Annotated in this window: 12 protein-coding genes; 7 read left to right on the top strand and 5 right to left on the bottom strand. The window is 70.3% G+C overall.

What is annotated here, in order from left to right; genetic code table 11:
* Position 1: 1 nt before the first annotated feature.
* Both ABZ911_RS10500 and ABZ911_RS10505 read right to left on the bottom strand, forming a co-directional pair.
* Positions 2-1,270, bottom strand: coding sequence for a sugar ABC transporter substrate-binding protein (locus ABZ911_RS10500; protein ID WP_358054150.1), 1,269 nt, complete (start codon positions 1,268-1,270; stop codon positions 2-4).
* Positions 1,271-1,401: 131 nt separating this feature from the next.
* Positions 1,402-2,607: an ROK family protein gene (locus ABZ911_RS10505; protein ID WP_358054152.1), complete on the bottom strand. Its 1,206-nt coding sequence runs from the start codon at positions 2,605-2,607 to the stop codon at positions 1,402-1,404.
* Between the two features lie 109 nt (positions 2,608-2,716).
* Here ABZ911_RS10505 and ABZ911_RS10510 point away from each other — a divergent pair, with 109 nt between their 5' ends.
* Positions 2,717-4,795 carry an alpha-galactosidase gene (locus ABZ911_RS10510; RefSeq protein WP_358054154.1) on the top strand — a complete coding sequence of 693 codons (2,079 nt, stop codon included), beginning with the start codon at positions 2,717-2,719 and terminating at the stop codon, positions 4,793-4,795.
* Between the two features lie 7 nt (positions 4,796-4,802).
* Here the strand turns inward: ABZ911_RS10510 and ABZ911_RS10515 are convergent, their stop codons facing one another.
* Entirely contained in the window at positions 4,803-7,190 is a 2,388-nt protein-coding gene (locus ABZ911_RS10515; protein ID WP_358054156.1) for a glycoside hydrolase family 3 C-terminal domain-containing protein, read from the bottom strand.
* Positions 7,191-7,384: 194 nt separating this feature from the next.
* On the opposite strand from ABZ911_RS10515, the gene ABZ911_RS10520 reads away from it, so the two are divergent.
* The gene (locus ABZ911_RS10520; protein WP_358054158.1) at positions 7,385-7,993 is read left to right on the top strand and encodes a TetR/AcrR family transcriptional regulator; all 609 of its coding nucleotides are present in this window, start codon (positions 7,385-7,387) and stop codon (positions 7,991-7,993) included.
* Here ABZ911_RS10520 and ABZ911_RS10525 read toward each other — a convergent pair.
* The gene (locus tag ABZ911_RS10525) at positions 7,977-8,147 is read right to left on the bottom strand and encodes a hypothetical protein (protein ID WP_358054160.1); all 171 of its coding nucleotides are present in this window, start codon (positions 8,145-8,147) and stop codon (positions 7,977-7,979) included. The genes ABZ911_RS10520 and ABZ911_RS10525 overlap by 17 nt on opposite strands.
* A gap of 23 nt (positions 8,148-8,170) precedes the next feature.
* A complete protein-coding gene (locus ABZ911_RS10530) occupies positions 8,171-8,785 on the bottom strand; it encodes a hypothetical protein (protein WP_358054162.1) in 615 nt (204 codons plus the stop codon).
* Positions 8,786-9,133: 348 nt separating this feature from the next.
* Between ABZ911_RS10530 and ABZ911_RS10535 the strand changes: the two genes are divergently transcribed.
* The 5 genes from ABZ911_RS10535 to ABZ911_RS10555 are packed head-to-tail and all read left to right on the top strand — an operon-like array spanning position 9,134 to position 14,473.
* Positions 9,134-10,066: an ABC transporter permease gene (locus ABZ911_RS10535; protein ID WP_358054164.1), complete on the top strand. Its 933-nt coding sequence runs from the start codon at positions 9,134-9,136 to the stop codon at positions 10,064-10,066.
* Complete coding sequence (locus ABZ911_RS10540) at positions 10,063-10,929, top strand: ABC transporter permease (RefSeq protein WP_358054166.1); 867 nt, start codon at positions 10,063-10,065, stop codon at positions 10,927-10,929. The genes ABZ911_RS10535 and ABZ911_RS10540 overlap by 4 nt, the downstream gene beginning before the upstream one ends.
* Complete coding sequence (locus ABZ911_RS10545) at positions 10,926-11,918, top strand: ABC transporter ATP-binding protein (protein WP_358054168.1); 993 nt, start codon at positions 10,926-10,928, stop codon at positions 11,916-11,918. Before ABZ911_RS10540 ends, ABZ911_RS10545 begins: the two co-directional genes overlap by 4 nt.
* On the top strand, positions 11,915-12,736 hold the full coding sequence (locus ABZ911_RS10550) for an ATP-binding cassette domain-containing protein (RefSeq protein WP_358054170.1): 822 nt from the start codon (positions 11,915-11,917) through the stop codon (positions 12,734-12,736). The genes ABZ911_RS10545 and ABZ911_RS10550 overlap by 4 nt, the downstream gene beginning before the upstream one ends.
* 45 nt (positions 12,737-12,781) lie before the next feature.
* Positions 12,782-14,473 (top strand): ABC transporter substrate-binding protein, encoded by a 1,692-nt coding sequence (locus tag ABZ911_RS10555; RefSeq protein WP_358054172.1) that lies wholly within the window; start codon positions 12,782-12,784, stop codon positions 14,471-14,473.
* The last annotated feature ends 62 nt before the right edge of the window (positions 14,474-14,535 follow it).

Raw genomic sequence — 14,535 nt, forward strand, 5'->3', positions numbered from 1 at the left:
GTCAGGCCAGCTGCTTGTCGAGCTCGGACTGGGCCTTCCCCGCGGCCTCGTCGAGCAGCGACTTGGCGTCGCCCCCGCTCTTGGCGATCTTCAAGACGGCCTGCGCGAACGCGGAGTCCATCGTGGTGTTCCACAGGTTCGGGTAGGCCCTGCCGGTTTCCGCCAGGATGGCGGCGGCGTCCTTCGCCGGGCCCGAGCCGAACTCGGTGGTCTGCGCCGCGACGCTCTTGCGCGCCGGGACGTGGAACCCGTAGCTGACGCACCAGTCCTTCTGCAGGTCCGTCTGCTTGATCCAGAGCCACTCGATGTACTTCTTGGCTTCTTCGACGTGCTTGCCCTTGGCATTCACGGCCGCGAACCAGCCGCCGATGCGGGAAACCGCCTGGCCTGTGTCGCCGAACTTCGGCCACGCGACGACGCCGAAGTCGTCACCGAGCGCCTTCTTGATGGCGGGCATGGCCCACAGACCGCACCACTGCATGGCGGCGGCGCCCTGGACGAACGCGCCCGGGTCGTACCAGTCGGTGGTGAAGTCCAGCAGCAGCGACTTGTCGTCGTGCAGTTGCTTGAGGCCGGCGAGCGCGGCGATGGCCTCGGGCGAGTTGAAGACGACCTTCTTGCCCTCGGGGTCGAGCAGGTCGGCGCCGTTGGACCACAGCAGCAGGTACGCCGCGTTGCCGATGCCGTCGGAGCCGACGAACAGGCCCTTCTGCTCCCGGCTGGTGAGCTTCTTGGCGGCGGCGGCCAACTCGGCGAAGGTCTGCGGCACGGCGATCCCGGCCTTCTCCAGGACGCTCTTGCGGTAGTACAGGACCATCGCGTCGTCCATCATCTTCAGGCCGTAGAGCTTGCCGTCGGCCGTGGCGGAGTCCAGCGACGCCTTGGAGTACTCGGCCTCCTGTCCCTTGATGATGTCGTCGAGCGGAGCGAGCAGGCCGTTCTTGACGTCGACGTACTGGAAGTCGCCGATCTCGAACAGGTCGGGCGCCTTCGGGGTGAGCAGCGTCGAGTGGAGCTTCGCGGAGTAGTCACCCGCGATCCAGTTGACCTTGATGGCGACGTCCGGGTTGGCCTTGGTGTACTCCTTGGCATACCGGATCACCGCCTGCTGGGTGCCGGCCTCGCCGTAGGCGTGGTACCACTGCTCCAGCGTGACCTTGGCGCCGGCCTTGACGGCGTCGTCCTTGCCGCACGCCGTGAGGGCCACGCCGCCGACGAAGAGGAGCGATCCGCCCAAGAAGGCGCGGCGGGATGTCAGGGAAGTGCTCATTTGGGGGGGTTCCTTCCTGGGGCCGGGCGCCCGTCGGCCCATGAGGCGGGCCTGTGTCCCCGGAGACGGTGCTGGGTCGTGATGCGCGGATCCGCTCGGCTTCGCCGTGGCGGGGATCCGCGGAATGCTCCCTAGCCTGAGGATGTGACCAGGGACTGGACGGCGACGGCCGCCGCGCCGCGCGCCCATTCCTCGAACGGCAGCGGACGGATGATGAGACCGCACCGCCCCGCGCTGCCGTACGCCTGGGCGGAGAACGCCTCGCGGATCGATTCCTCGAACAGGTCGTAGGCGTCGAGTCCCTCGCCGGAGACCACGAGGCTCTCCGGGCCGAGGAGGTTCGCCACCACGGCCAGGCCGAGGCCGATGGCCCGGCCGGCGACGGCGAAGACCTTGCGGAGGACCTGGTCGCCCGAGCGGGCCAGATCGACCGCCTGGTCGATGGTGAGGTCGTCCACTCCTGTAGCGCGGCGAGCCTCGGTGAGCAGTGCCTGGGTCGAGGCCACCGCCTCCAGGCAGCCCGTCGCGCCGCAGTGGCAGCGCGGTCCCTCGACGCCGATCGGCACGTGGCCGATCTCCCCGGACACGCCGAACGCGCCTGAGACGAGACCGCCGTTGACGACGAACGCGCTGCCTATGCCGGTGCCGATGGTGACCAGTGCGAAGGAGGACGCGCCGACGCCCGCGCCGAACCACTGCTCGGCCGCCGCGAGCGCCTTGACGTCGTTCTCCAGGGTGGTGGTGAGCCCGGTGGCCTCGTTCAGCAGCGCGGCGAGCGGGACGTCCCGCCAGCCGAGGAAGGGCGAGTAGCGCACGATGCCGGCGGCGCGGTCGACGTCGCCGGAGATGGCGACCCCGAGCCGGTGGGTCCGCTCCCGGAATCCGGGCTGCTCGTCCAGCAGTTCGGTGACGATCGCGGCGAGGGCCGCGACCACGTCGGCGGGCTCCATGGGGGAGGCGGAGGCGTCGGTCCGCACGTCGAAGCCGGGTACGGCGTGGTGGCGAGCGGCGACGATCCGGGAGCCGAGGTCGGTGACCACGCCGATGAGGTCATCGCCGGTGATCTTGATGCCGATGAAGTACTCGCGTTCGGGCGCGATCGCCAGCGGGCTGGCGGGCCTGCCCGCGCCGGGCGCCGTCCGCTCGGTGGGGGCCAGTTCCCGCAGGTAGCCCGCCTCGATCAGGGGGCGGGCGGCTTTGGTCACCGCCGCCGACGAGAGGCCGGTGAGCCTGCACACGTCGACCCTGCTCACCGGGCCCCGGGTGAGGACCATGGTGAAGACCGCGCTGGCGGCGGGGCTGGTGATGGGCGCCCCGGAGCCCTGGCTTCTCGGCATGCGAGTCACCGTAGGGTCAACTAATTAACTTCGTCAAGAATTTAATTCGACGCGGATCGGCGATACATTTCCCGGACCGACGCCGACCCCCCGCGAGGAGTGCCCCACCGTGATCGAGTACGACCCCCGGCACCGGATCTGGCTGCTCAGCACGCCGACGACCACGTACGCGCTGGGGCTGGACGACGACGGCACGCCGCGGCACGTGCACTGGGGACGCCCGCTGACGCTGGAGCAGGCGGCGGCGGTGCCGCGGTTCCGCGACCCGGCGGACAGCAGCTTCGAGCACCCGCGGGCGGACGGGGCGGAGCTGCCCGTCACCGGGTTCGGGCCGTCCGCGCTCCAGGTCCGCTTCCCCGGCGGCGGCCAGGAGATCGAGTGGCGGTACGACGGCCACGCGGTGGACGGCGGCCACCTGACGATCCTGCTGAGCGACCGGCACCATCCGCTCGCCGTCGAGCTGCACTACCGCGTGCACGCGGACGTCGACGTGCTGGAACGGTGGACCGTGCTGCGGCACACCGGGGACGGCGCGCCGATCGAGCTGCTGCGCGCCGATTCGGCCTCGTGGGCGGTTCCCCATCTGGCCGCCTACCGGCTGAGCCACGTGACCGGGGCGTGGGGGAGCGAGTTCCGGCTGCGCCGCGACGCCGCGCCCGGGGGCGAGACCGTGCTGACCAGCCGCAGGGGTGTGTCCGGGCACCACGCCAATCCGTGGGTCATGATCGATGACGGCGCGGCCGGCGAGGAGTACGGCGAGGTGTGGAGCTCCGCGCTGGCCTGGAGCGGGAGCTGGCGGATCACGCTGCACCGTTCGCCCGCCGAACGCCTGAGCTGGAGCGGCGGGTTCGGCCACGAGGGCGTCACCTGGCGGCTGGAGCCGGGCGAGACGCTGGAGACGCCGGTGTTCGCGGGTTTGTACCGCCCCGACGGGTTCGGCGGGACGAGCCGGTCCTGGCACGACTACATCGCGCGGCACGTGTTGCCCGCCGCCTCCGAGTCGCGTCCGGTGCTCTACAACTCCTGGGAGGCGACCGGCTGGGCGGTGACGGAGGAGGGGCAGAAGCGCCTGGCGGGCCTGGCGGCCGAGGTCGGCGCGGAGCTGTTCGTCATGGACGACGGCTGGTTCGGCGCGCGCGACACTGACGAGGCCGGGCTCGGCGACTGGACGCCGAACCCCGGCAAGTTCCCCGCGGGGCTGGACGGGCTGATCGCCGAGGTGCACCGGCTCGGCATGCGGTTCGGGATCTGGGTGGAGCCGGAGATGGTCAATCAGGACAGCGACCTCTACCGCGCCCATCCCGACTGGGTGCTGCGTCAGCCGGACCGGCGCAGCACGCTGCTGCGCAACCAACTGGTGCTCGACTTCGGGCGGCCCGAGGTGACCGAGTGGGCGCACGACTGGCTGGATCGGCTGGTGGCCGGACACGCGATCGACTTCCTCAAATGGGACATGAACCGGGCCTTCACCGAGGCGGGACGGCCCGGGGCCGGCGACCCGGGCCGGGTGTGGATCGAGCACGTGCGCGGCGTCTACGAGGTGATGGACCGGCTGCGCGCCGACCACCCCCGGCTGCGGATCGAGGCGTGCGCGGGCGGCGGCGGCCGGGTCGACCTCGGCGTGCTGCGCCGTACCGACGAGGCATGGACCTCCGACAACACCGACGCCGCCGACCGGATCGCGATCCAGCACGGGTACGGGCAGATCTATCCCGCCCGCACGATGGCGGCCTGGGTGACCGACAGCCCGCACTTCCTGACCGGCCGGGAGCTGCCGCTCCGGTTCCGCTTCCACGTGGCGATGGCCGGCGTGCTCGGCGTGGGCGGCGACCTGTCGCGCTGGAGCGGCGCCGAGCGTGCGGAGGCGGCGGAGCTGGTCGCGATCTACAAGGAGATCCGGCCGGTCGTCCAGCACGGCGTTCACCACCGGCTGGGAGAGCCGCCGCTGACCGGCGCGCAGTACGTCGCCGACGACCGGGTGGTCGTGCTCGCCTGGCGGCTCTCCTCCCGCTTCGGGGCCCCGCCCGTCCCGCTGCGGCTGCGCGGCCTGGACCCGGACGCCCGCTACCGCGACGACGACACGGGTGCCGTCCACCACGGGGCCGTCCTCCTGGCGCACGGCCTGCCCCTCGAACTGCCGGGCACTGACCACGCCAGCGCCCTCGTCCGCCTGACCCGTATCGCCTGAATCACTCCTACAAGGTCAGGGCGGTGGTGAGGCGGATGTCGTCGAGTGAATGCCCGGTCTGGAGCACGTAGTCCCCGGAGACCAGGCGCCAGCCGTGCTCGCTCCAGACCTCGGCCGCGCGGCGCGGGATCTCGACGGACACCCCGGCGGTCTCGCCGGGGCCGGCCTCGGCGACGGCGAACCCGGCCAGCCAGCGGGCGGGCCGGGACTCGTCGGGCACCGCGGGGGCCAGGTAGACCTGCGCCACCTCGCGGCCGGGACGGTCGCCGGTGTTGCGCATCCGGACGGTGAGCGTCCCGTCGGCGTACTCGGCGGACTCGTAGAGCCAGGTCGTGTATCCGAGACCGGCTCCGAACCCGTAGGCGGGAGCCGTACCCGACCGCTCCCAGGCGCGGTAGCCGACGAAGACGCCCTCCTCGTACCGCAGCTCGCCGTCGACGGGGGTGACGTCGATGACCGGGCAGTCCTCGAGCACGCCGGGCCAGGTGGTCGGCAGGCGGCCGCCCGGCTCCGTACGGCCGAGCAGCACGTCGGCCAGCGCGTGGCCGCCCTCCTGGCCGGGGAACCAGGTGAGCAGGATGGCCGCGACCTCTTCCCGCCACGGCATCTCCACCGGGGAGCCGGCGTTGACCACGACGACCGTCCGCGGGTTGGCGGCGGCCACCCGGGACACCAGCTCGTCCTGGCGGCCGGGCAGCTTCAGCGAGGTGCGGTCGAAGCCCTCGCTCTCCACCTCGGTGGTGGTGGCCACAACGACCACGGCGACGTCCGCCGCCGAGGCGACCCGTACGGCCTCCTCGATCAGCTCGTCCGGACCGAGCGACGGCTCCCGGTGGCCGAGCGTGGCGCTGACGAAGGGGAGCGGCAGTTCGGCCACGGGCACCGTGTACTCGAGCTGGACGTCGACCGGCTCCCCGGCACGCAGTTCCACGTCGACGACGGTGTGCGGCGGCGCCATGAGCAACGCGATCAGGTCATCGTCTTCCGGGACGATCGTCCCGTCGAAGCGGGTTTGCCCGCCGACGACGAGCCGAAAGGGGCCGAACCCCTCGATCGAGAGCCGGTGCACGCCGCCGACTGGGGGAGTGAACGTGCCGGTGATCTCGAGGCTGTGCAGCTCCTGGAAGACCACGCCTTCCGGCATCTCGCCGAACCACTTGACCAACCCCTCGGACAGCGGGAAATCGCCGAGCACTCGCCCGTCCTCCGCCCGGCAGACCGCGCGCATCGGGAAGCGCGCCGGGTTGAGCCTGCTGCCGGGGTCGGCCCCGCGGGCGTACACCATCTGGACCCCCGCGGACACGAACCCGTCGTACGGCGAGACGACATGGGAGGGGGTGACCTGCGCGCTGCCCCCGCCCATCACGCGGGCCTCCTTCGCCGCTCCTCCGACGAGGGCCACGCTGGTGTCCGGGCCGAACGGCAGGACGCCGTCGTTGCGCACCAGCGTGAACGACGCCGCCGCGACCTCACGGGCCAGCGCCTCCCCATCGACGGCCGGAAGGGGCTCGGCGCGGGGCGCGCCCTCCAGGGCGCCCACCCGGCGGGCCAGGGTCAGCACCCGGCGTACGTGCTCGTCCACGACCTCCTCGCCCAGCTCTCCGGCGCGTACGGCCGCCGCGAGCGCCGGGCCGTACACGGTGGCGGGGCCGGGCATGGCGATGTCGAGCCCGCCGAGCGCGGCGCGGATCGTGTCGCGGGCGGCCATCCAGTCGGAGACGATGACGCCGTCGAATCCCCACTCCTCGCGCAGGACCTTGTTCTGCAGCTTGTCATGCTCTGTCATGGTGGGCCCGTTGACGCTGTTGTAGGCCGCCATGACGCCGAACGGCCCCGCCTTCTTCACCACGAGCTCGAAGGGGGCCAGGTAGAGCTCGCGCAGGGCGCGCTCGCCGACCAGGACGTTGACGGTCATCCGCTCGGTCTCGGAGTCGTTGGCCGCGAAGTGCTTGACCGTGACGGCGACCCCGCCCTCCTGGACTCCGGTGACGTACGCGGCGGCGATCTCGCCGCTCAGCACCGGGTCCTCGGAGTAGCACTCGAAGTGCCGGCCGCCGAGGGGGGAGCGGTGCAGGTTGACGGTCGGCGCCAGCAGCACGTGAACGCCCTTGCGGTGGGCCTCCTGGGCCAACAGGTTGCCGACGCGGCGGATCAGCGCCACGTCCCAGGTCGCGGCCTGTGCGGTCGGGCTCGGCAGGGCGACGGACGGGTCGCCCGCCCATGTGACGCCTCGGACGCCGATCGGCCCGTCCGACATGACGATCGAATCGAGGCCGACGCTGGGCACCGAGGGCAGGCTCCACATGTCCTGACCGGCGAGAATACGCACTTTGGTGTCCAGGTCGAGTTTGCTCAGCGCTTGTTCCACGATGTCGTCGTGCTCGATGTCCGTCACGGTCAGCGAACCCCCTTGATGCGAGTGACCAGAACCACGCCCACGATCACGCCGACCCGGGCGAAGAGGAAGAGCGCGGGCCGCGCTTCCCCTCCGGAGTATGCCTGCGATTACCGAGTGGTCGGTAGGTCATAATATGCAATCGTTATGCTTAGTGATCGCGTTAGGCTCGGCGCGGCGAGAGGAGTTGACGCATGGTGCGGCGCGGGGGATCGCGTGAGAGCCGACGGGAGGAGATCCTGCTGGCCGCGCTCGACGTGTTCGCCGAACGCGGCTACACGGGGGCGTCGATCGCGTCGATCGCCGAACGGGTGGGCCTCAGCCAGCAGGGGGTGCTGCATTACTTCCCGAGCAAGGATCGGCTGCTCGCCGAGGTTCTGCGGCTGCGCGACGAGCGCAACCTCGACGTGCTCGTGCTGCCCGGTGAGGGGGGAGCGATCACGCTGGACACCGTGGCCGCGCTGGTCGAGTACAACGAGCAGCGCCGCGGCATCGTGCAGTCCTTCACCGTGCTCTCCGCGGAGAGCGTGATCGAGAACCACCCGGCCAGGGACTTCTTCAAGGAGCGCTACGGAACCGCCCGTGTCTGGATGGCCGAGGTGATCCGCGCCGAACTCGGCGACGAGCTGCCCGCCGGCCTCACCCCCGAGCAGGCCGCCCCGCTGATGTTCGCGGTGATGGACGGACTCCAGCTCCAGTGGCTGCTCGCCCCCGACGAGATCGACATGCCGGGGCTGTTCCGCGCCTTCCTCTCCCTTCTGAAAGCCCGCGACTCGGCCCCAGGGCTCAGCGGACCGACCTGACGGGGAGCACGGTCAGCGCCACCACGGCGGACACGCCCGGGGCACTGTAACCGTCGTCGTTGCTGAGCAGGATGGTCAGCGGCCTGGCGGGCTCGGAACGCGGGACGGAGGCGACGGCGGACGCGGTCGGGAAGGCGGCCGTGGTCAGGGCCACGGCGGTGAGGAAGGCGGCCCCCGCTACGGCTTCGGCGTCCCGCCCGCGGTCTCCGGACGCGACCCCAGGCCGCCGATGAACAGATCGGTCAGCCGGGAGATGGCCATACCGACCCGTTCGTCCGTCCACAGTTCGGGGTCCTCGGTGCCGGCGAAATAGAAGCCGCGGAGCAGCAGGTAGAGCACATCGGCCGCGAAGTCGGTGTCGGACACGCCCGCCTCGGCCACGGCGGCGCGCAGCATGCGGTGATGTTCGACGGCGTCCTGGCGCAGCACCTCGAACGCCGCGCTGCGCGACTCGGCTTTGGCGGCCACGTCGAGCCATATCTGCCGCACAGCGCGGTCGGGGCCGACTGTTCCTGAGGACCAGGCCATGTAGGCGCGCAGATACTGCGCCCCTCCGTACGGATTGACGTGGTTGTCCAGATCTTCCCGCCAGCCGCGTTGTGCGTAGCGGATTGCGTTGACCAGGAGGTCGGAGCGGGTCGCGAGGTAGTTGGTGACCACAGCGGTCGAGCCGCCGAGCTCGGCCGCGACCGCCCGGATGGTGACCGCCGCCGGTCCGTCGCGTTCGGCCACACGCAGCGTGGCCTCGGCGATCCGCTCAAGACGCTCGGTGATGTCGATCTCGATCGGCATTGGCTGACCACGATCCTTCTCGGCTGCTGGTTTCTTCGGCTCTTGCCCGCGTGACGACCGTGGTCGTCGTGCGCCGGCGCCGCCGCGGGCACGGCGCCGGCCAGCCTGGACTCCACCAGGCGCGCGCTCGCCCTGTCACGACATCCTGCGAGCGGTGCGACATGTCTGTGCGATGCCGCAGGAATCGGTTCTTGACGCTCCTTCGGTGGAGCGTATAGCTTCCTGCAACAACGTCATATAACAACGTTACATCAACCGGCCCCGTCCTCTTCACGGGGCTCGCGTGATCTCACCAGCACAGAGGGGAGTGTCACCATCACTTCCAGAGCAGCTTCACGAACACGATCAGTGATTGGCCGACTAACCGCACTTGCGACGACGCTGGGCGTGGCCAGCGTGGTGATCTATGGTGCCATGTTCATCGTCCCGGGCGATCCGGCGTCGTTGCTCGTCGGGGGGAGCAAGCCGAACCCCGAGGCGCTGGCGGCGATCCGCAGGCAGTTCCACCTCGATGAGCCCTTCTGGCAGAGCTACCTCCGCTGGCTTTCCGGGGCCGTTCACGGCGACTTCGGGACGTCGCTCGTCTACCGCAGCCCGGTCAGCGATCTTATCGCCGGTCGAGCGCTGACCACGATCCTGCTCGTCGCCTATGCGGCGGTTGTCATCCTCGTTGCCGGTGTGGGGCTCGGTGTCCTCGCCGCGTGGCAGGAGAGGCGCGTCGGCGCCGCGATCACGCTGGCCACGACGGTGATGATGGGCGCGCCCACCTTCGTGATGGCCGTCATCTTCGTCGCGCTCTTCGCCACGGGACTCGGGTGGTTCCCCGTCTTCGGCGCGGGAAGCGGCCTGGTCGACCGGTTGTGGCACCTGACCCTGCCCGCCTTCGCGCTGGCCTTCTCCTGGATCGCGTACGTGGCTCAGGTGACGCGGGCCGCCGTACGCGAAGAGATGCGTTCCGAGCACGTCGACACCGCTCGCGGTCGCGGTGTTCCCGAACGGTCGCTGCTGCGCCGTCACGTCCTGCGCAACGCCTCGGGTCCGATCCTCACCGTCAGCGGCCTGACCGTCGCCGGACTCTTCGCGGGTACGGCGGTGGCGGAGCAGGCATTCGGGATCAACGGAATCGGGGCGCTTCTCGTGCAGAGCGCGGCCAAACAGGATCTCGCGATCGTCCAAGCGGTCTCGCTGGTGGTCGTCGCCGCGTTCGTGGTGGTCAACATGCTGGTCGACGTCTCCAACACGCTACTCGGCCAGCGGGCCAAGGGGAGGGCGGCCGCGTGAGCGTCCTCCAGATGGCCCCCGAGCCCGAGGTCCGCGAGACCATCGGGTGGGGCACGCGTTTCGACGCCCTCACCGTCGTGGCCTGCGCCGTCGTGGCGCTGTTCACCCTCGCCGCCGTGTTCGCGCCGATCGTCGCGCCGTACGACCCGACGCAGGTCGACGCGTCCGCCGTGTACCAGGGGCCGAGCACCGCCCACCTGCTGGGCACGGACGACGCGGGACGGGACATCCTGTCGCGACTGCTGCACGGCGCACGCGCCAGCCTCCTCGGCCCGGCGATCGTCGTTCTCGTCGCGGCCGTCGTCGGCACGGTCGTCGCCGTCTCCGCCGCCTGGGTCGGCGGACGATTCGACGCGCTCGTCTCGCGAACCCTGGACGTGATCTTCGCGTTCCCCGGCCTCGTCCTCGCGATCATCGCGGCGGCGGTCATCGGGCCCGGGCTCCTCGCCCCCGTCGCGGCCCTGTCGATCTCCTACGTGCCCTACATCGCCCGGGTGCTGCGCACCGCCGCGATCCGCCAGCGCAACCTCCCCTACATCGCCGCGCTCGAGGTGCAGGGCTTCGGCGCCCTCGCCATCTGTGTCCGGCATCTGGTCCCCAACCTGCTCCCGTTGCTGATCGTGCAGGCGACCGTGTCCTTCGGCTACGCGCTACTCGATCTGTCGGCCATCTCCTTCCTCGGCCTGGGAACCCAGCCTCCAGCCCCCGAATGGGGACTGATGGTGGCGAACGGCCAGCCGTCGATCATCGCCGGTCACATCGAGCAGTCCTTGTACGCCGGGCTGACCATCGTCGTCGCCGTGGTGTCCTTCAACGTGCTCGGTCAGGGACTGGCCAAGTCATTTCTGGGAGACGACCGATGAGCGCCCTGCTGTCGATCGATCGGCTCCGGGTGGAGCTCCCCGCCGGGAAGGGGATGCGGACCGTCATCCACGACGTGTCGCTCGACATCCGGGCGGGCGAGGCGGTCGCTCTCGTCGGCGAGTCCGGATCAGGGAAGTCCATGACGACCCGGGCGGTGATGCGCCTGCTCCCTCAGGGGGCTCGCCTGTCCGGCGACATACGGTTCGACGGGGTCTCGATCCCCGCCATGGACCGGCGCGCGCTACGCGGGTGGCGGGCGACCCGGGTGGGCATGGTCTTCCAGGACCCCCGGGCGCACATCAATCCCGTGCGGACGATCGGGGACTTCCTCGTCGAAGGCGTGATGCTGGACGGCCGGCTCTCGGCCTCGCGGGCCCGTGAGCGGATCTCCCCGCTGATGCGCGCCGTGGGGATCGCGGACGTCGACCGGCGCCTGGGCCAGTACCCGCACGAGCTCTCCGGCGGGCTGCTGCAGCGAGTGATGATCGCTGCCGCGCTGTCCACCGAGCCGGAGCTGCTTCTGGCCGACGAACCGACGACCGCCCTCGACGTCACCACCCAGGAGGAGGTCGTAGCGATCATCGACGAGCTGCGCCGCGAGAGGGGGCTCGCCATGCTCTTCATCACGCACGACCTCGACCTCGCCGCCGCGGTCTGCGACTCGATCGCCGTCATGTACGCCGGGTCGATCGTGGAGGAACGGAAGACCGGCCCGTCCGGCCTGGACCCGTCGCATCCGTACGCCAAGGGCCTGCTGGCCGCACGCCCGAAGCTGGGACGTCGTGAGCGTCGTCTCCCGACGATCGAGGGCAGGCCGATCTCGGCGTTCGAGGTGAGCGCCGGTTGCGCGTTCGCCACCCGCTGCCCGCTGGTGCACGACCGCTGCCGCCGGGAACGCCCCGTCCCCGCCCGCGTGCCTGGCGGGCGGGTCGCCTGCCACCGCATCGAGGAGTCCGGATCCGCGGACAGTGACGGGGGTGCCCGATGAGCCATCCCGTCCTCGAGGTACGCGACCTGCGCAAGGTATACCCCGTCGGAGTCAGCGATGACTGTCCCGACGGTGAGTTCACGGCCCTGCACGGCGAGAGCTTCACCCTGGCTCCCGGAGGCAGCCTGGCCGTCGTGGGCGAGTCGGGCTCCGGCAAGACCACCTGTGCTCGCCTCATCGTGGGGCTCGAACGAGCCACGTCGGGTGTGGTCCTGATCGATGGGGTGGAACAGGTCCGCACCCGCATGGGCTCCGCACGTCGCCGGCGGCGAGGCCGCCAGGTGCAGATCGTCTTCCAGGATCCATACTCATCGCTCGACCCCCGCCAGCGGGTCCGTGACTGCCTGGCCGAAGTGCTCACGCTCCACTTCGACCTGGACGCGCGGGCCCGCGAACGCCGGATCGACGAACTGCTGGACCAGGTCGGTCTCGACGAACGGCAGGCAGGCGCGCTGCCGCGCGCGCTGTCGGGGGGACAGCGGCAGCGGGTCGCCATCGCCCGCGCCCTCGCCGCGGAGCCGAAGATTCTGATCCTGGATGAAGCCGTCGCCGCTCTCGACGTGTCGATTCAGGCCCAGGTCCTCAACGTGCTCGCCGACGTCCGCGATGCGAGCGGTGTCGCCTACCTGTTCATCACGCACGATCTCGCCGTCGTTCAACAGCTCTGCGACGACGTCGTCGTCATGCACTCAGGACGCATCGTCGAGCGCGGCACGGTCGCGAGCGTGCTGGAACAGCCGGTGCACCCGTACACCCGGCGGCTTCTCGCATCGGTGCCACGTCCGGGCTGGACGCCGCGCCGCCGCACGCCGGCCTGAAACGGTCACCCCCGCCCTCCACAGCCAACCGAAGGAGTCCTTCTGATGAAGGATCGAATCCACGTGCCGCCCGGACGCCGCCCAGCGGTCGCCGCCGGCCGTCCGTTCATCGCCCTGACTGCGGCTCTCGCGGCATCGTCGCTGGTAGTGGGGTGTGCCGCCAAACCGGCCGCGCAGGTCTCGCGAGAAGACCTGGAGAAGTCGGTGACGTACACCACGGCGCCGGGCACCGGGCACCTGGAGCGGGTGACCTGGGCACTGCCCAACGGGGAGCCGACGTCACTCGATCCCGCCCTGACCGGCGACTATCCCGGAAGCACCGTCGAAGGAAACCTGTGCGAGGGCCTGACGCGGATGAACGCCGACTTCAGCATCGAGCCCGGCCTGGCGGAGAAGATCACACGTCCCGACGACCGGACGATCGTGTACGACCTGCGGCCAGGCGTGACGTTCACCAACGGCGACCCGCTCACACCGGAGGACGTCGTATACAGCCTGGAACGGCACACACGGGACAAGAAGCTCGGCTCATTCTGGTCGTCGACGTACGGCGCCGTGACCTCCGTCAAGCAGACGGGACCGGCGCAGGTCACGGTCCGGTTCTCGAAGCCGAGCGCCATCTTCGAGCAGTCGATGGCCACCGCGGCGGGTCTGATCTCCCAGAAGGCCTACGTCGAGAAGGCTGGCGCCGCCTACGGGACGCCGAAGGGGGGTGTGATGTGCACCGGACCCTTCGCGCTGGAGAAGTGGACGCCCGGAGCGGACATCACGCTCACCCGCAACGACCGGTACTGGGACAAGACCCGGTCGGCCAGAACCAGGAAGGTCGTCTTCACCTTCATCAGCGATTCGAGCACGCTGACGAGCGCGCTGCTCGCCGGAGAGGTCGACGGAACGTACGGCCCGCCGAGCACGAGCTATCCCGTGCTCTCCAACTCCGGGTCCGGCACGCTGTACCTCGGGCCGAGCACCCAGATGGTGGAGCTCCTTCCCGCCCAGAAGACCGGCCCGATGGCCGATCCGCGGGTGCGGAAGGCGCTTGATCTGGCCATAGACAAGGCCTCTCTGGTCAAGAACGTGTTCGGTCCGGCAGCGGAGCCACTGAACACCATGGTCCCGCCGGGCATGTGGGGGACCGGCCCCACGCGGACGATCTTCGAAGAGGCGTACGCGAAGCTGGAGGACACCACGAAGCCCGATCTGCAGGGGGCGCGGGCGCTCGTCGCCGAGGCCAACCCATCGGATCGCTCGTTCGTGGCGGCGATGCCCGCCGGCGACCAGACGGGGTTGCAGATCCTGACCTTCGTCCAGGCGGCCGCCAAGGAGATCGGGCTCACCATGACGATCAGGCAGATCCAGCCGACGGAGTTCTCCGACCTCTTCTACAACGCCGACCGCCGCAAGGACGTCGACCTGGTCTACGCCATGGGCTACAGCGAGTTCGCCAATCCGATCTCCTACCCGGACAACTACCTCCGGGCCGACGGCCTGTTCAACTGGACGGGCTATGACGATCCGGAGGTTCGCCGGCTCATGGACGAGGGACTGCACACGGCCGACCCGCGCGAATCGGCCGAGCTCTTCGTCAAGGCCCAGGCGCTCTACACGCCGGAACGCCTCGTCATCCCACTCGCCGCTCCCTACCAGCAGCTGTACATGAGCAAGCGCATCACGGGCGCGCCCGCGTCGTTCGCGTACCTGCAGATGCCCTGGGCCGCGATGATCGGCGCCGTCTAGAGGCGCTCAGCCTCGCATCCGAAGCGTGGACCTGTCCGCGGTTCACCGATGCCACCCTTCTT

Origin of the sequence: Nonomuraea sp. NPDC046570, from assembly GCF_040645915.1 — a bacterium.
Classification (GTDB): domain Bacteria; phylum Actinomycetota; class Actinomycetes; order Streptosporangiales; family Streptosporangiaceae; genus Nonomuraea.